This window comes from Collinsella aerofaciens, from assembly GCF_028206995.1.
Taxonomy (GTDB): Bacteria; Actinomycetota; Coriobacteriia; order Coriobacteriales; family Coriobacteriaceae; genus Collinsella; species Collinsella aerofaciens_AQ.
In genome coordinates this window covers 55565-72837 of record NZ_JAQLFL010000008.1, presented here as the reverse complement: position 1 = coordinate 72837, position 17273 = coordinate 55565, and the positions used below count along the sequence as shown (strand labels likewise).

Annotated in this window: 14 protein-coding genes; 2 read left to right on the top strand and 12 right to left on the bottom strand. The window is 62.1% G+C overall.

Annotation, left to right across the window (positions count from 1 at the left end):
• Nucleotides 1–216 precede the first annotated feature (216 nt).
• The 8 genes from PMX60_RS07120 to PMX60_RS07085 form a co-directional block, all read right to left on the bottom strand.
• On the bottom strand, nt 217–450 hold the full coding sequence (locus PMX60_RS07120) for a hypothetical protein (RefSeq protein ID WP_089572694.1): 234 nt from the start codon (nt 448–450) through the stop codon (nt 217–219).
• Nucleotides 451–460: 10 nt separating this feature from the next.
• Nucleotides 461–1102, bottom strand: coding sequence for a type II secretion system F family protein (locus tag PMX60_RS07115; protein ID WP_117746903.1), 642 nt, complete (start codon nt 1100–1102; stop codon nt 461–463).
• On the bottom strand, nt 1099–2025 hold the full coding sequence (locus PMX60_RS07110) for a type II secretion system F family protein (RefSeq protein ID WP_271747369.1): 927 nt from the start codon (nt 2023–2025) through the stop codon (nt 1099–1101). The genes PMX60_RS07115 and PMX60_RS07110 overlap by 4 nt, the downstream gene beginning before the upstream one ends.
• On the bottom strand, nt 1998–3326 hold the full coding sequence (locus tag PMX60_RS07105) for a CpaF family protein (protein WP_271747368.1): 1329 nt from the start codon (nt 3324–3326) through the stop codon (nt 1998–2000). Before PMX60_RS07105 ends, PMX60_RS07110 begins: the two co-directional genes overlap by 28 nt.
• Nucleotides 3323–4972, bottom strand: coding sequence for a nucleotide-binding protein (locus PMX60_RS07100; RefSeq protein ID WP_271747367.1), 1650 nt, complete (start codon nt 4970–4972; stop codon nt 3323–3325). Before PMX60_RS07100 ends, PMX60_RS07105 begins: the two co-directional genes overlap by 4 nt.
• Nucleotides 4972–5631, bottom strand: coding sequence for a Flp pilus assembly protein CpaB (gene cpaB, locus PMX60_RS07095; protein ID WP_271734485.1), 660 nt, complete (start codon nt 5629–5631; stop codon nt 4972–4974). The genes PMX60_RS07100 and cpaB overlap by 1 nt, the downstream gene beginning before the upstream one ends.
• A gap of 252 nt (nt 5632–5883) precedes the next feature.
• Nucleotides 5884–6837 carry a ribosome small subunit-dependent GTPase A gene (gene rsgA, locus PMX60_RS07090; protein WP_195521664.1) on the bottom strand — a complete coding sequence of 318 codons (954 nt, stop codon included), beginning with the start codon at nt 6835–6837 and terminating at the stop codon, nt 5884–5886.
• Nucleotides 6838–7308: 471 nt separating this feature from the next.
• The gene (locus tag PMX60_RS07085; protein ID WP_271747366.1) at nt 7309–9990 is read right to left on the bottom strand and encodes a cation-translocating P-type ATPase; all 2682 of its coding nucleotides are present in this window, start codon (nt 9988–9990) and stop codon (nt 7309–7311) included.
• A 441-nt stretch (nt 9991–10431) separates the two neighbouring features.
• On the opposite strand from PMX60_RS07085, the gene pyk reads away from it, so the two are divergent.
• Together pyk and PMX60_RS07075 are read left to right on the top strand one after the other, a co-directional pair.
• Nucleotides 10432–11892 (top strand): pyruvate kinase, encoded by a 1461-nt coding sequence (pyk, locus tag PMX60_RS07080; RefSeq protein ID WP_271747365.1) that lies wholly within the window; start codon nt 10432–10434, stop codon nt 11890–11892.
• A 759-nt stretch (nt 11893–12651) separates the two neighbouring features.
• Entirely contained in the window at nt 12652–13389 is a 738-nt protein-coding gene (locus PMX60_RS07075; protein ID WP_271747364.1) for a hypothetical protein, read from the top strand.
• Here the strand turns inward: PMX60_RS07075 and PMX60_RS07070 are convergent.
• The 4 genes from PMX60_RS07070 to cbiM all read right to left on the bottom strand — a co-directional run bounded on the left by PMX60_RS07070 (nt 13386) and on the right by cbiM (nt 17027).
• A complete protein-coding gene (locus tag PMX60_RS07070) occupies nt 13386–14234 on the bottom strand; it encodes a hypothetical protein (protein WP_271747363.1) in 849 nt (282 codons plus the stop codon). The two genes, PMX60_RS07075 and PMX60_RS07070, sit on opposite strands and share 4 nt — an antisense overlap.
• A gap of 78 nt (nt 14235–14312) precedes the next feature.
• A complete protein-coding gene (locus tag PMX60_RS07065; RefSeq protein ID WP_271747362.1) occupies nt 14313–15083 on the bottom strand; it encodes an energy-coupling factor ABC transporter ATP-binding protein in 771 nt (256 codons plus the stop codon).
• A 44-nt stretch (nt 15084–15127) separates the two neighbouring features.
• Nucleotides 15128–15964, bottom strand: a complete 837-nt coding sequence (locus PMX60_RS07060) for an energy-coupling factor transporter transmembrane component T (RefSeq protein WP_271747361.1) — start codon at nt 15962–15964, stop codon at nt 15128–15130.
• Nucleotides 15942–17027, bottom strand: coding sequence for a cobalt transporter CbiM (cbiM, locus tag PMX60_RS07055; RefSeq protein ID WP_271747360.1), 1086 nt, complete (start codon nt 17025–17027; stop codon nt 15942–15944). Before cbiM ends, PMX60_RS07060 begins: the two co-directional genes overlap by 23 nt.
• Nucleotides 17028–17273 lie beyond the last annotated feature (246 nt).

Sequence of the window (17273 nt, the reverse complement as noted above, 5' to 3'; positions counted from 1 at the left end):
CGAGCGTCCGCAGAAAGGTTTGCGCCGTGACAGCGACATCCGAATCGTCCGCATCTCGCATCTCATCTTTTTGAGACGCCACCGCCGAATCTGAGCCCGAATCGAAGGCGGCCCCAGGACGCTGCTGCCGCGCGGCGTTAAGCCCCCAAAGCACCGCCGCTATCGCCACGGTCAGGCAAGCAAACACCAGCAGCACCCCGATGGGGCGCTCGCCCTCTACAGGCTGTTGATGCCCTCGCTGATAGCGTTCCATAGATCTTGGACCTTGCCCTTAAATGCGACGATGGCGATAATCGCGATCACCACGAGCACGCCGACCAAGATGGCATACTCGGTGGTACCCTGTGCACTCTCCTCCTGCAGTAGCTCCTTGGCGCGCTGACGAACATGTGCCGCCCGGCAAAACGCCCAGCCCTGGACCTTGCCAGCAGCGTCAGTCATCGTGTTCATGTATTCCTCCCTACATCATCCCGCCTGCTCCCAGCAGCGGGCCCAATATGGACAGAAGCAACGCCGGCAAGATGAGCGTGCCGGTGGGAATCAGCAGCTTGACGGGCGCACGCTCAATCTCGCGCTCGACCGCGGCGCGATGAGCCGCACGGATCTCGCGACTTTGAGCGGCCAGTGTCTCGGCAAGTGGGGCACCCAGGGCGAGTGCCTGCCCCACCGTAATGGCAAAGGTCTCGAGCGCTCGCACGTCCAGGTCGCGCGCGGCGGCCAACAACTCGTCCTCACGCGTGCCCACGCCCACCTGCCACGCCATGCAGGCCCGCTCAAGGCGAAGAGCCAGCACTGACCGGCGGTTGGCGCAGAAAATCTCAAGCGCCGCATCAAACGAAAGGCCGGCCGAAAGACCCAAGCGCACAACATCGATCATCTCGGACACTTCGCCGAGCGACACTCGCGCCGGGCCGCCCGCTCCAACCGCGCCCTTCACTCGCGCGGTCAGGGCATCGACCACCGAGCGACCCGCGGCAGCGACCAGCACCGCCTCGCGCTTGCAGGCCCCTGCGATCTTGCGCGCATCCGCCCGATCCAAACCCGTCGCGACAAATACACTCAGGGCACACAGGCAAGCCACAACTGCAACCAGGGCGCTCATAGCTCCACCCGCATAATGCGCCGGATAACCACCAGGGCAACGACGTTGAGGACTAGACCCAGCACCACAGCGCCCGCACCGGCAGGCGTCGCAAGACCGCGACGAAAATCTGCCGAAAGCAGCGCCAACACCGCGCACATGCCCGCCGGCATCGCCGCGACCATATGCGCAGACATGCGAGCCTGCGACGTCTTAACATCCAGGCGGCGCTTGAGCTCAATGCGCTCCCCCACCATGCTCGACGCCTCGGACAGTAAGTCGGCAAGCGGAGCACCGGTGCGCTGAGACACCTTAAGCGCCAAGGTCACAAGCGAAAGGCCGGGGGCGTCGATGCGCACGAGCAAGTCATCGAGCGCGTCGGTCGCCGAGATGCCGCAATCGATCGCCGCCGCTACCCGCAAAAACTCGGTATGCACCGGTTCTTGCGCATGAGCGCCCACAAAGCGCATGCCCTGGGCCAGCGAATGTCCCGAGGCAAGCGACATGGAAAGTGCGGTAAACGCCTCGGGCATGGCCTCTTCTGCATCGTGTTGCTCGCGCCGGCTCTCAAAGCCATCCCGAGCGGCGCCAGCGGCAATCGGAGCAACAAGTCCCAAGGCAAACCCGAGGGGCGATAACGACACCATCGTTAGCAAAACGCAGCAGACACCGCTCGATAGCAGCAGAAACGCCAAACGCCCCGAAGCATCTTCGATCACGAGGCCAAGGCGACGCGCCGGAGCCAGCGATGCCCACGAACGGGCAATCTTTTTCAGCAGATCGTTTTCCACCAACTCACGCGGCAGCTTCTCTGCCACCGTCTCGAACGCCTGACGCGCCAGCTCCGCCGGCGGCACCTGCGGCACACGAGGTTCCGCCCCGCACGCCGTCGCGACAGAAAACCCTGCCAAACCCCCTACGACGAGGGGCACAGCGACCTCCATTCGTCCACCTCCTCTTGTGTGAGCGTCCCCGACCGCAGGCCTTCTGCGATAAACGGCGGCTCGCGGTCAAGCGTCCAGGTGCGCTCGGCGGCATCGAAAGTCACATAGCGCTCGAGCTCTACGCCGCCCGACGCGGCGCGACGCACCCCCGAATACGAGGAGACGAAGCGCCTGCCATCGGCGTGGCGCTCGGACATCACGATGCCGTCGAGCGCCATGGCAATCTGCTCTTCGATGAGCTCGCTCGGCAGATCGATGCCATAACGTGCAAGCAACGTCAGACGCACCACGGTCTCCTGCTCGGAACCCGCATGAAGCGTGGTGAGCGACCCGTCGTGGCCCGTGTTCATGGCCTGCAACATGTCGCAGCACTCGGCACCGCGCACCTCGCCCACCACGATGCGGTCGGGGCGCATGCGCAGGGCATTGGTCACCAGGTCGCGGATCGTCACCGCGCCCTCGCCCTCAATTGAAGCCTCGCGCGCCTCTAGACGCACCACGTGCGGATGATGCGCAAACTTGAGCTCGGCAGAGTCCTCGATCGTCACGATGCGCTCGCCGGTGGAAATCTCACATGACAACGCGTTGAGCAGGGTGGTCTTACCAGATCCCGTGCCTCCCGCAACCGCCAGGTCCTGTCGCAGCGACACCGCGCACGACAACAGCTGCGCATACCAAAGCGGCAGCGACCCCAGCCCCACAAGCTCGTCCAGCGAGCAGATGCGGTCCGAGAACTTTCGGATGGTGAGAATCGGTCCGTCAATCGCCACAGGCGGAATCACCGCGTTGACGCGATAGCCCGTTTTGAGGCGGGCGTTGACGATGGGGCTGCGCTCGTCGATACGGCGGCCAAGTGGCGAGATGATGCGGTCGATAAGCACACGGATCTGTTCATCATCCTCAAACGCATGCTCGATGGGGTGCAAGACGCCGCCGCGTTCAAAGAAAGCCGAGCGGCAGCCGTTGATCATGATCTCGGTAACGGTGTCGTCCTCGATGAGCGGCTGCAACGGCCCCAGGCCCACTACGTCATCCAAAACCTCGTCGATGATGGTCTCGCGCTCGGTCGTCGCGAGATCGGTCGGTTCCTCAACATTGAGCGCCGCCTCCACCGCGGGACGCAATTCCGAGCGGGCAAGTGCCGGGTCGATATAGGCGCTGATACGCGCCACTTCGTCGTAACCCATGCGGTCCATCACGGCGCACTTGGTGCGTCGTTTCACTGCGCGGCGACGCCCCGCATCTACAGGCGCTGCCCCCGCTGCAGCGCCGGCAGCCTTAATCCTCGTTTGCAGGCTCATCGCTGATCACCCTCGCGCGACCAGGGAAGGCGGATACGCGGGCGTTCGGTGCGCGTTGCACGGTCGGCGACCATATCGCTCCAAGGGCCGACGGCGCACCCCAGTTCCACGAGCATCTCGCGCGTGGCCTCGCGCACGCTGGTCGCAAAAGCGCTGGTCTGCCCCACTGCCTCATCAGCGCGCCCAAACGCCATGAGCGCGGCGAGATCCTGCCCGCCATCGGCGATACGAATCTTGGAGCTCAACGCACAGGCAATCTCAAAGCGCATGGCGACGTCCTCGTCTGCCCCGCGCGCACCGAACCGGTTGAACACGGCGCTCATGCGCGTGCGCGGCACACCTACTCGACTTGCCAGTTCAATGACGCGCGACGCCGATGTCGCGGACGACACCGCAGCATCGCCAACGATCAGGCAGCGGTCGCTCGCCGCCACCGCAGCCGCCACGGCGTCGCCCCAAAAGACCGAGGTATCGATAAAGACTACGTCGGATTCGCGACGCAAAACATCAAGCAGTAGCTCCACCGGACGTGCCATGAGCTCGGCTTGCTCGGGCGCCGCAACGGGACCCCAGAGCGTAACGCCTGGCGCCACGCGCATCGATGTGGCTACGATATCCGGCTCGGTGAGCGCGCCCGCCGCCGCCGGCTCGATAAGTGCCGCCATATCGCGCGGAGCATCGACGCCTAACAAGTCGTAAAGGTTTCCAAACATCAGGTCCAGGTCGAGCACGGCGGCACGCAAGCCCAACAGCGACGATGTGTGTGCCATGGTGGCAACGATCGTCGACTTGCCGCAACCGCCCGAACCCGAAATGGCGCAGATGACCGGAGCTCGATGCTGCGGAGCGGCAGCGTCTGCCGGCGGCATCGGAGGCGGCGGGGCGGGCGTCGGCGACAGCGTCCCCGTCTCCCCCGCCGCAACCACACGCTGCGTCCAAGCCGGCATGGCAGCTTGTTCGGTCTGCAAGGCAGGCTCGTTCTGTGCAATCTGCTCATGCTGCATCAGCGACAACTCGCCGCACCCGGCAAAGCCCTCAACTTCGTCGAGTTCATCCGCCAGATTCACGCCGTGCACGTATCCCATATCTACAGCCGGGGAGTCGCCAGCATGCTGTGCCGGCCCTCCAGCGTCATCGTATACAAGGGGGTTCCGGGGGCGCCGACCATGCTCGGCTTCCGCTTTTCCATAATCATCAACACGCGGGCCTCTTGTAGCGCGAGGCGCCCCGGGTTCCCTATCAACAAAAGCATCGGGCTCAATCGTCATGCGCCGATCGGAATCAACCGCTCCCTCGCCCGCGCGCCCGTTGCCGCATATACTGTGCGCAGCGATGACCTCGGTCGCCCCCGCGCGAAACAGTCCCTCGATATCCGACGGATCGAGCGCTTCTATCAACACGACCACGCGACTCACGCGGCCTTCGGCCGTCAGGCGCGCAACAGTCTTGCGCACATCTTCGATATCAAACAGAGACGCCGCGATGATGGCAGCCCCGCGGCGCGACGGAAACGCCCGCGCCATGGAAACCAGCCCGTCCAGGTCACCCACGCGAAGCACCTGTGCACCCGTATCACGGCCCTCGACTTCCCGCTGCAACAGCCCGTAATCGCCGCACGCGCAGCACGCAAGCCAGATCGCCTTCATCACTCGTCGCCTCCGCTCTTTTTGCCGCGCGCCGTGGAGGGAATCGTCAAGCTGACCGTTCCCTTGCCCGATGCCCCCAGCAGTTCCTTGACGTCTTCGGGGTCAGCCGCCAGCGTCACCCATTCGATCTTGCCCTCGCGCGTGGCACCGGAATCTTCACTGGTATCGATCACGTACGCGCCGCACAACCGATCGGTTACGCCGTCTTTTTGCACATACACATCCACGTAGCTGCCCACGCCCGTAGCACCGCCGACCGAGTGCTCGGCATCGACCGCCACCGAAACGGCGACCTTGCCCTTAGGCACCTCGAGCTTGTGACTCTCGGCCTTGGTGTAGACATTGCAGATCACGGCGTTTTTGGGAATACGCGAAGTCGTCACGTCGCCGCGCACCTGGCGCAGCTCGGTCGCCGCGTCACGCGGCAACAGGCTCGTCAGCCATTCCTGGGTTATGACATTGGTCTCATCGAGGGTCTCGCCCACATCGATATCGCGCGCCGCGACGCATACCTCGACGCGATCGCCACCGTACTTGGCCAAGGTCTCAGCCTGGACCTGTTCGGCTTGCGAGCGGATCGACGAGCCGTAAACCATGCAGAGCAGAGCAGCGAGCACGCCCGCGACCAGACTGATGGCGATGCGTTTGCTCTTGTTCACGGCCGCTCCTCTCATGGCAGTGCCGGGCGAATGTCCGTACCACCATTGTCTGGGCGGTCAAAGTGCAAAGCGGCGCAATTGCGATTTTGGTTTTCGATGTCAAACCAATCGCTGACCAAAAGCTGACCAGCCCGTCAAGCTCGTGGCAAGGTTTTGGTCAGTACGTCAGCAAACTGCATGTTTCGAGGCTTTTCCGCAGCAAAAAAGCCGTCTCCCGAACAGTTGGGAGACGGCTGTCATAGGAAAAATCAATTACAGATGGACATCGGGATCGAGCATTTGAGCACTCACGCGCATGGATGACGCCAAGTTTTGGAACGTTTCCAAACGCAGGCTGTCGATCTGCCCGGCGTCCTCGGCCTCGCGAACGGCACAACCCGGCTCATGGGTATGCGTGCAATCGCCAAACCGGCACGCACGCGATGCCTCGACAATCTCGGGGAAGGCGCGCGCCAGACCCCGCTCGTGACCCACGAGCGGTAGGCTGCGTAGGCCCGGGGCATCGGCGATCACGCCGGCGTCGCCCGGTAGCGCCACCATCACGCGCGCGACGGTAGTGTGACGGCCCTGGTCGTCGCGTTCGCGCACACCGCCGGTCGCCAACGCATCGTGGCCCAGCAGCGCATTGAGCAGCGTCGACTTGCCGGCACCCGATTCGCCCAAAATCATGGCACAGCTCCCGGCGGGCACGCAGGCGCGTACCTCGTCCAGGCCGCGGCCCTCGGCAGAGGACGTCACGATTACGCGCACGTCCGGACCCACCAGGCAGCGCACGCGGTCCAGATCGCGCTCGAGCTCCTCGGCATCGCAACGGTCAGCTTTGGTGAGCACTACCACCGGCTCGGCATCGCAGTCGAGCGCCAACACCAGCGAACGCGCCACGCGGTCGAGCAGTACCTCGCCGGCACCGAGCGCCTGCACGATTAGCACGCTATCCACGTTGGAGCAGAGCACCTGGCGCTCTCCGCGGGCACGGCCGCGCCAACGCTCAAAGCTCGTACGGCGCGGCAGCACGCACTCAATCACGCCCATATCGTGCCCGGGAGCGCGGCGCACCGCCACACGGTCGCCCACGGCAGGCAGCAGGACCTCGTCCTCGCCGCGCGACTTGGCAAACCCCACGGCATGCTCGGCGCGGAAGGTATCGTTGGCAGTCGCCACCAGCGGAAACCCGCGATCCAAGCGCACCACGGCGCCAAGCTGCATCTGCTCGGGCTCCTCGGCATGTGCGCAGAAATCATCAAAGGCAGTCTGCTGGGCTTCATCGACCGGCAGGTCATCAAACGCCGGAACATCCTGCAGCGCATCGAGCCCCGGTACGCTCGCCAACAACTCCTCGGCAGACACGGGCGCTTCGGTCGCAAGCTTCCGACGACGATCGCGCTTAGCCCGCGCCCCCGTCGTCTTTTTCTTCGCTTTAGCCTTAGCCTTGCCCACAAGCGCCTCCCAGCACCACAAATCACAACTGAGCAGGTATTTTAAATCAAAAAGAGCTGGCCGGGCAAAGCCCGACCAGCTCACAAACTTTCCCTCAGCCCTTTTCATCCGCACGGAAGAAAAGCCAGCAAGGATACCGCAGGGCCCGCCCCGGAAGCCCTTTCTCCCGAACGATCCCGCAGCGCGAAGCGCGAGGACCAGTGAGGGAGAAAGGGCGTGGGGCGGGCCCGGACGAGTACGCTACTCTTTCTCCACAGCGCGCATGATCGCCTTGTAGATCTCCATAAGCGGGATGATCAGGAAGGCCAGACCCAGCGCGGCAAGAACGCCCTTGAGCTCAAGCGTCACGGGGCCAAAGAACATCTCGGCAAGCGTCGGCTGCACGGTCACGATCACCGTCAGCACCAGTGCCAGCGCGGCGGAAGCCCACAGCCACTTGTTCTGCTTCTTCATGGTGAACAGCGACGCACGACGGCTGCGCATATTGAAGCAGTGGAAAATCTCGACCATGTTGAGCGTGATGAACGCCATCATCACGCCTTCCTCGTCGGCATTGCCGGCGATCATATCGGCGATGTGGATGTAGCCCATGTCAAAGTACACGCCCACAAAGAAGCTCGCCAGCACCAGCACGGTGATGATTAGGCCCTGGACCACGCAGTCCAGACCCATATTGCCGGCAAAGACGCCGTCCTTGGCGTTGCGCGGCTTGCGCTTCATGATGTCGCCCTCGGCGTCTTCCATGCCCAGCGCGAGCGCGGGGAAGCAGTCGGTAACCAGGTTCACCCACAGCAGCTGCACCGGTTGGAAGATGGTAAAGCCGATAAGCGTAGCGATAAACACCGAGAACACCTCGGCAAGGTTGGCCGAAAGCAGGAACTGGATGACCTTGCGGATGTTGTCGTAGATGCGACGGCCCTCTTCGCAAGCACCGATGATGGTGGCGAAGTTGTCGTCGGCGAGCACCATGTCGGCAACGTTCTTGGTAACGTCGGTGCCGGTGATGCCCATGCCCACGCCGATGTCGGCGCGTTTGATGGACGGGGCGTCGTTGACGCCGTCGCCCGTCATGGCCACGATCTGGTCGCGCGACTTCCAAGCCTCGACGATGCGGGTCTTGTGCTCGGGCTGGACACGGGCGTACACGCCGTAATCCTCGATGTGCGCGTCGAGCTCCTCGTCGCTCATGCGGTCGAGGTCGGCACCGGTGATAGCCTGGCTGCGATCGGCGACGATGCCCAGCTGCTTGGCGATGGCCACGGCGGTGTCGATATGGTCGCCCGTAATCATGACAGTGCGGATGCCGGCGTCGTGCGCCTCACGGATAGCGTCGGCCACCTCGGGGCGGACCGGGTCGATCATGCCGGACAGGCCGCAGAAGACCAGGTCATGCTCGAGCGCAGCGGGGCTGCAGTCGGCGGGAACCTCGGTGTAGGTACGGCTCGCCAGCGCCAGCACGCGCAGGGCCTCGTCGGCCATGGCCTTGTTGGCTGCCACGAGCTCGGCGCGGCGCTCCTCAGTCAGCGGAACGACCTTCTCGCCGTCATAGATGTGGGTGCACAGGCCAATCACCACGTCGGGCGCGCCCTTGGTGTACTGCTCGTACTCGCCGTCCAGGGTCTCGACGACCACGGACATCATCTTACGGCCCGAGTCGAACGGGGCCTCGCCCACGCGCGGGTGCTCGGCAGTCAGACCAGTAAGACCAGCCTTGCCGGCATCGTTGACGAGTGCACACTCGGTCGGCTCGCCCACGGCCTCGCCCAACTCCTCGTCCCACTGGGCATCGGAGCACAGTGCCATGCCGGCCAGGAACTTCTCCTTGGGCGCAGCGAGCTCGTGCTTGACGACGGTCATCTTGTTCTGGGTAAGGGTACCGGTCTTGTCGGAGCAGATGGTCTGCGTGCAGCCGAGAGTCTCGACGGCAGAGAGCTTGCGGATGATTGCCTGGCGCTTGGCCATCTTGGTCACGCCAAGCGAAAGCACGATGGTCACGACAGCGACCAGACCCTCGGGGATGGCAGCGACGGCGAGCGAGACGGCGACCATAAAGGTGTCGAGCAGGGCAGTCGGGTCGGTAAGGACGTTGCCCACGCCGTGGCGGACGATGTCGACGCCAAAGATCACGACGCAGATGACGATCACCATAATGGTGAGGATGCGGCTGAGCTCGGCAAGCTTCACCTGCAGCGGCGTGAGCTCTTCCTTGGCCTCGGCCAGGGCGCCGGCGATCTTACCCATCTCGGTGTTCATGCCGGTGCCGACCACGACGGCGCGGCCGCGGCCGTATACCACGGTGGAACCCATGTAGCACATGTTCTTGCGGTCGCCGAGCGGCACGTCGTCGGTGCCGGCGGCGAGCTCAATCACGTTGGCATGCTTCTCGACGGGCACGGACTCGCCGGTAAGGGCGGCCTCCTCGATCTTCATCGTGGCGCTCTCGAGCACGCGGCAGTCGGCCGGGACGGAGTCGCCCGCCTCGAGCATGATCACGTCACCGGGCACGAGCTCGGCGCTCGGCAGGTGCACGAGCTTGCCGTCGCGCAGAACCTTGGACTGCGCGGCGCTCATCTCCTGCAATGCCTCGAGAGCTTCCTCGCTTTTAGCCTCCTGGACCACGCCCAGCACCGAGTTGACGATAACGACGAACATGATGATGGCGACATCGGCAAAGTCCGCCTCGCCCTTGACCATGCCCGTGAGTGCACTGATGACGGCGGCAACGATCAGCATGATGACCATGGGGTCGGCCATCTGCTCAAAGAAGCGCTTCCACAACGGCGTCTTCTCGGCTTCCTCAAGCTTGTTAGGGCCTGTCTTGGCGAGGCGCGACGACGCCTCGTCGCTGCTCAGGCCGAGGTTCTCATCGACACCTTGGTCGCTGAGTACCTCCGCCGCGGCGGACAGGTATTCCTTTTGCATATAGAGTCCCCTCCTGGGATTCGGGCCACTCAGCAGATTGATGCCCGATCATAATTCCCAGGAGAAGGGCAAGGGCTCATCAAGGCTGCCGTGCTGAGCGGCAGTTGATAGTGGAGCTATGGTACCCCAAAGCAACGCGTCTAGCCAAAACAATCCATTTGGAAATAGGGTCCATTCGCAACGATGCAGACCGTATGATGTTCAACATTGATAAAACGTTTTTTCTTCGGTGCATCATCAAACTGAAATATCGCCCAGATAGCAGCGGTCAGAACGGTTGGTAAAGATTTTTCATATACCGTTTTTTCGCAAAAAATGAACTTCTAATTCGGCATACGGTCGATTTTTTGGGGTATTCGGTCGCCATTTCGTTATAATCATCTCAGTTTTATTTCTTATGGTTTATCTATCAGCGCAAGACGATGTCAGATGGAGGTCTGAATGTACAAGCGCACCAAGATTGTATGCACCATGGGTCCCGCCTGCGATAGCGACGAGACCATCCGCGAGATGATCAAGGCGGGCATGAACGTCGCCCGTTTTAACTTCTCGCACGGATCCTACGACGAGCACCACGGTCGCATCGAGCGCGTCCGTCGTATTTCCAAGGAGCTCGGTCTGCCCGTCGGCATCCTGCTCGACACCAAGGGCCCCGAGGTCCGCACCGGCCTTCTGGTCGATGGCAAGAAGGTTGCCGTCAAGACCGGCGACAAGATCGTCGTCACCGCTCAGCCCACGACCGAGGATTTCCACGGCACCGCTGAGCACATCTCCCTCGACTACCTGGCTCTGCCCTCCGAGGTCGAGAAGGGCTCCCTCATCCTGATCGATGACGGCCTGGTTGCCCTCGAGGTCGAGTCCGTCGACGGCCAGGACATGACCTGCGTCGTCAAGAACGACGGCCTGATCGGCGAGCGCAAGGGCGTCAACATGCCCAACGTCAACATCTCGCTGCCCGCCATCACCGAGCGCGATCGTCAGGACATCCTCTTTGGCCTGACCGAGAACATCGACTACATCGCCGCTTCCTTCATCCGTGACGGCGAGTCCGTCCGCGGCATCCGCGAGCTTTGCCGCGAGAACGGCGGCGAGCACGTGACGATCTTCCCGAAGATCGAGTGCGCCCTGGGCGTCGAGAACTTCGACGAGATCCTCGAGGCTTCCGATGGCATCATGGTTGCCCGTGGCGACCTGGGCATCGAGATCAAGCCCGAGCTCGTTCCCCACATCCAGAAGGAGATCATCGCCAAGTGCAACGCGGCCTACAAGCCCGTTATCACCGCTACGCAGATGCTCGACTCCATGCAGCAGAACCCGCGCCCGACGCGCGCCGAGGTTGCCGACGTTGCTAACGCCATCTACGACGGCACCGACGCCGTTATGCTCTCTGGCGAGTCCGCTGCCGGTAAGTACCCGGTCGAGGCCGTTAAGATGCAGGCCAGCATTGCTCTCGAGACCGAAAAGTACCTCCCGGCTCACGCTCCGCTCGAGGTTCCGGCCGATGCCCACGGCACCCGTGTTGTCAACAACGTTGTGGGTATGTCCGCTGTGAACATGGCTACCACCGTTGGCGCCAAGTGCATCACCGTGCCGACGACCACCGGTCGTACCGCTCGCCTGATTTCGCACTTCCGTCCCAACATGCCGATCTGCGCGTTCTCCCGCCACGAGTGGGCCGTCCAGCAGATGATCATGTACTGGGGCGTTATCCCGCACCAGGCCGAGATTACCCAGGGCACCGTCAACGGCACGATCGTCAAGGCGATTGAGACCGCTAAGGAGCTCGGCTACGTCAAGACCGGAGACCTGACCGTCGCCACCGCTGGCGATCCCCGCATGAGCGTCCAGCTCGAGGACAAGGTCTCCTCGACCAACGTCGCTTACGTCGCTCAGGTGCGCTAAGTCGTACTTGCAAGCACACTTGCATTGCAAAGGGCCCGGAAGGCAAAGCCTTCCGGGCCCTTTTTCTGTGCCAATGCCGGCGCACAGCAAAACACGCACTCATTTCTTTACCAAAAGTGCGAAATCCACCCTTCGAGGCCCATAAAATAAAGTCCCAAGCGCTAAAAGTGTTCGCCCGGTGGCAAACCCACACCTCACACAGGGCTGATAAATCGTTTTAGCAAGAACCAAATCGACCTGGTTTTCGGAAGTATGCGGCAAATTCTGGAACCTCCGAGCACACCCTGTTTTTTCGCAACAAAATGCCTGATAAACTAGCCTCAAAAGCCAGGTCCGCTCATAGGGTTCAGATTTTGCCGCATACTTCCGGATTGACGCTGGCATCACTCGCTTCAAAGAGATGATTTCGGCCAGGAGGGCATTATGGACCTGACGCTTTGTGGGCAATCCGCCTTTAACTACTACCGCATCCCGCCGCAGGTATTAGGCCTTTACCCCGCCATTAGCCTTGGCAATATGGATCGCAGATGTTGTGGCCTCGGAAGTCATGCAGTTGTAAAAGACCTGCTTCACGCACCACTTCACAGGCTTGTATTCACTCGGGCACAATCCGGGTCGCGAAGCCTGTTTAAATCGCACCTCCTGACCCAAGAACCACCTCCGGGGTCGTTTAGGCAGACTGAACATGGGTTTGATGTCACGTCACCGGAGTTCACGCTGCTCAGCCTTGCCACGCAGGTCTCACGCAACCAGTTACTCATGGCGTGCTACGAGATGTGCGGCTCCTTTGCAGTGTTTAAGCCCTGCGAGCGAACGCAACAACAACTCGATGAAGCTATTTCGCTTAAGTTCATTCCACCCAACTGCGGCTGGGAGCGAGTTAACGACACCAAGGGCAATGACACCAACTTGTGGAAGCGCACGCCGCTTCTTACCGCAACGGATATCGCCGCGTTCGCCAAGCAAGCCGCAGGCCTGCGCGGCGTCAAACAACTGCGCTGGGCGGCCGAGCACATGACGGGGCAGGCCGCCTCGCCCTTCGAAGTACAGACCTCCATGCTTATCTCGCTCCCCCGCGACGAGGGCGGCCAGGGCATCGAGATCGCCAACAACGCGCGCATCCCGCTCAGTGAAGCCGCACGTTCGCTGTATGACAAAACCTGCTGCTATGCCGACATCCTCATCGAGAGCAGCACCGACAGTATGGGCGTCATTCTGGAATGCCAAGGCCGCTCCGCCCACGGCAGCGAAGCCGCGAGTCTCTCCGATGCCGAGCGCGCCACCACACTTACAAGCATGGGCTACGATGTCATCCAAATTACCTATGGCCAGATTAAGGATAAGAAGAGCTTCGACCACATAGCCGAGCTCATCCATAAAAAGGCTGGGCTTACCTACGTCCCAAAGACTAAACAGGAGCGCACTGCCGAAGATGTCCTTCGGCAAGAGCTACTTGTCGATTGGGTTGAGCTATTCACTGCCGGGCCGGCCAGCTAGCAGCTAGCGATCAGGGGCAGAGCGGGCACACCGGGTGATGCGACGCGGGCGGTAAAACCCGCCTCGGTTAGCTCGACGACCTCGGTAAATGTTGCGTCAAAGAACGCTTCGCTCAGCAGGCGGTACGGTGGATGATCCGGCTCGCCGGGGTTCTCGCGCACGATCTCGTGCATGACGCCAATGGTCTTGAGCACATAATCTTGCGGAATCGAATACTGACCAAACTGGGCCGCCGCGGTATACAGGCGATCGGTCGCACGCGGGATAGAAACAATGCCGAGCGTCTTGCCAAACCAGTCAAAGTCGCCTTGCTTTTTAATGCGGAATTCCTCGCACGGCTTGCCGCCGTGCGCCTCCAGATACTGATTCACGCGCGTATTCCACACGGTATCGGCCACGAGGTGAGACCAAACGCCCAGCGTCAGATCGAGCAGCGACTGTGCCACATCTTCGGACGCAAGCGAGAACTCACAAGCGCCGGGACCGGCAACCGGCTCGGCGTCCTTGTAGCGTTGGGGATAATGCACCCGATTGAGTCGCTCGCGCTCCTCGACAATCGAGGTCGCGGCAGCCGGCGTACCAACAGGCGCCCCTTTGAGCAGCGGCGCCACATAGGTGTCCCAAAACTCATGCTCGCGCGGCTTGGGGATAGGCTCAGGCTTGGCAAAATGCGTGATGCGATACGGGATGGGGTCGGCGATGCCAGGGACCATATAGCCCACGAAGATATCCGGAACCACACAGCCAAACAAAAAGGCATTGCGGTCGCGCACGTTATCGGCAAGCGTGCCAGCACGCGCCAGCAGTCGTTCCGTCTGAGCGATATGAATATTCCAACTTGGCATAGCCACCCCCGTAAAACCCGGATAACTATACCATTCACGGCAAGCCACGCGCGCGGCCGCAGCCCTACTACGCAGCAACTATTCCGCAGTGCCGCTTTCGGTTCCATACGATGCCACGGGTGCCGCGACCACGTGGTGATATCGATCGATATAGATGGCGCGGGCACCCAGGCGTCGCACCAAATCCTGATGATGCGTGCTCATCAAGACCGTCTTACCGGCAGCAACATAGGCCAGTAGAAAGTTGACCACGATGTCGCACGAGTCTTCGTCAAGTCCGTTGGTAGGCTCGTCGAGCACCAGGATATCGGGGTTCATCGACACGATGGCAGCCAGCGCAACGCGCTTCTTTTGCCCGCCCGAAAGCTGATAAGGCGAGGCATCGACCAGATCGGCCACCTGGAACAGCTCCATGGCATCGCGGACGCGGCGCTCGAGCTCGTCTGCCGGCAGCCCCATTTGAGCCGGGCCAAACGCAACTTCCTCGCCGACCGTGGCACAAAAGAGCTGCGCATCGGCGTTTTGGAACACAAAGCCCACGCGCTGATGGAACCGCTGGGCCGTCGCAGAATCCTTGAGATATGCCGCATCGACCGCATGCCCGTCAAACAGATACGTGCCCGCGTCCGCGAGCTCAAGGCCGTTGATAAGGCGCATGATCGTCGTCTTGCCGCAGCCGTTGGGACCCAGCAGGGCAACGAGCTCCCCACGGCCCACCTGCAGCGAAACGCCATCGACCACCGTATGGCCCGCATAGGAAAACACCACGTCGCGAAACTCGATGAGCGGCGTTGTCTCGGCGCCAGCAGCACCGCTCGCGCCCATCGCGTCATTCGTATCGTTTACCAAAACGTCGCCCTTCCCTATTCACATCGACGGATCGACCGCCCGCGCTACAGCACCGCGCACAACACGGCGAGCAGCACCACAACGGCCGCATAAACCGCATCGCGCCAGCCAAAAGAGCTGCGAGCGGGCGTCGGATACGCGCCGGCAAACCCACGGCAGAGCATGGCCTCGTCCATCGCGCGGCTGCATTCCATCGCCTTAATAAAGGTCATGCCCATGATACCCGCGATCGAATCGGTACGCGAAAACCCCTCAGGCGCACGGCCAACGCTGCGCAGCATGACCGATTCGCACAGATCGTGCGCCGTTCGGCCCAGCACCTCGATGTGCTTGAGCGCCATATCAAACGTAAAGATAACCTCGTCGGGCAGGCGCAGCATCTTGAGCGCCGCCGACATGCGGCTCCACGTGAGGGTCCACGAAACGCCCAGTACCAGCGACACGTTAATGAACGTTTTGAGTGCAATCTTAAGCATGGCACCCGTGGCAGAAGCGCCCAGCAGCAGGGCAGGCAGTGCCAGAACCACGGCAAACCCCGCAGCAGCCAACGCCGGCATAAAGGTAGCGCCCAGCCCGCGTACGGGGCGCACCGCGACCAGCACCAACGCGATCGCCGCCATCAACATGAGGTACAGCGGGCTCTGCGTCAGACACACGCACAGAACGCAAACGAGCATCCCCACCAAACGCACCGGCGCCGAAACGGAAGAAAGGGCGCGGTCGATCATCGACCCGCCCTCGTGTGCGCCGCCGCCCAGGCGAACCCGCTCAAGCAGGCTCGCCAGGTGCAGGACGTTCTGTTGCATTACGCGATGCCGAGCCCCCACGGGCTCATATCGCTCCTCGGCCGCAAGCCAACTAGGCAGCTCGGCTATTGCCATGAGCACCGCTTTCCTTAACCGTCAGCGAGATCAGACGGAATGCGATGGTGAGCACCGCCACGCCAATCACACCGGAAAGGATATACATGGCAGCCTGACCGGCAAAGCCAAGACCCTGCTCCTCGGAATAGGCCTGCAGGTAATCGCCCGTGGGCAGCGCATCGGCAAAGGTCGGGGTATCGAGACCGACCGAAGCCTGCAGGCTGTTGTCACCAGCCTCCTGAACGGCGGTCGCGGCGCCCTCAGCGTCCCACTCACCCCAGGCGTCACCCGTGGCCAGCAGGCCCAGCGGCGTGGCCACGACAAGCACGGCAACCAAGATGAGCGTGGGGACCAGCGAGGTCTTCTTGGCAGCAGCGCCCTCGGCAGCAAGCTGGCCATCGACGGCCTCGGGCCCGACGATAATGCTCGGCGCCGTCTTCTTAATGAAACCGTAGATCGCAGCCGTCGCCACGCCCTCGACCACGCCGGCAACCAGCATATGCGGGATCAACATGGCCGGAATAGCCACAGACAACGGGAAGGGGCAATACAGCGGCGCGCCCGAAGCGTTGGTAAAGAGCATCGGCTGAATACCAAACTCGATTGCTGCGCACAGGGCCGCCAGGCACAGGCCGACCCAGCCGCTTACGATGGCCGAAACCGAGGTGCCCCAGCTTTTGTCGTACAGACGGCTGTTGAGCGCACGGAACACGATAGCAGCGGCAAACGGCAGCACAAAGGCCATGTTAAAGCAGTTGGCGCCAAACGACAGAACGCCGCCGTCGCCAAATAGCAGCGCCTGCAGCGCCAGCGCGACCGAGACGGCAATGGCAGCGGCCTCCGGGCCCAACAACAGCGCGATGAGCGCGCCGCCGACGGCGTGACCCGTGGTACCGCCGGGCAGCGGCACGTTGAACATCATGAGCAAGAAGGAGAATGCGGCGCAGATGCCCAGGAACGCCATATGCTCGCGATCGAGCGTGGCACGCACCTTCTTGATGCAGTGAACCCAAACGGGCACCATCGCCAACGCCAGCACGGCATCGGTCTGCGGGGACAGATAATTATCTGGAATGTGCATGTACGCCTCCCGGTTATCGGCGCACAGAATTGCAACGCCGCTTAAATCACCTTGCCAGTGTTACGTATTGTCAGATTCGTAACACGCCGCGGGCTATCATAGCAAAACGGCGCACTGCCGACAAAGCAGCACGCCGTTATGTAATGCGCGTGTCATATATGCAGGCTCAACGGTACCTTATACCGAGCATAGCAATCACGTAGGACTCAGCGGCAGCCACCGCTGACCCATACCCCAGCGCGGAAC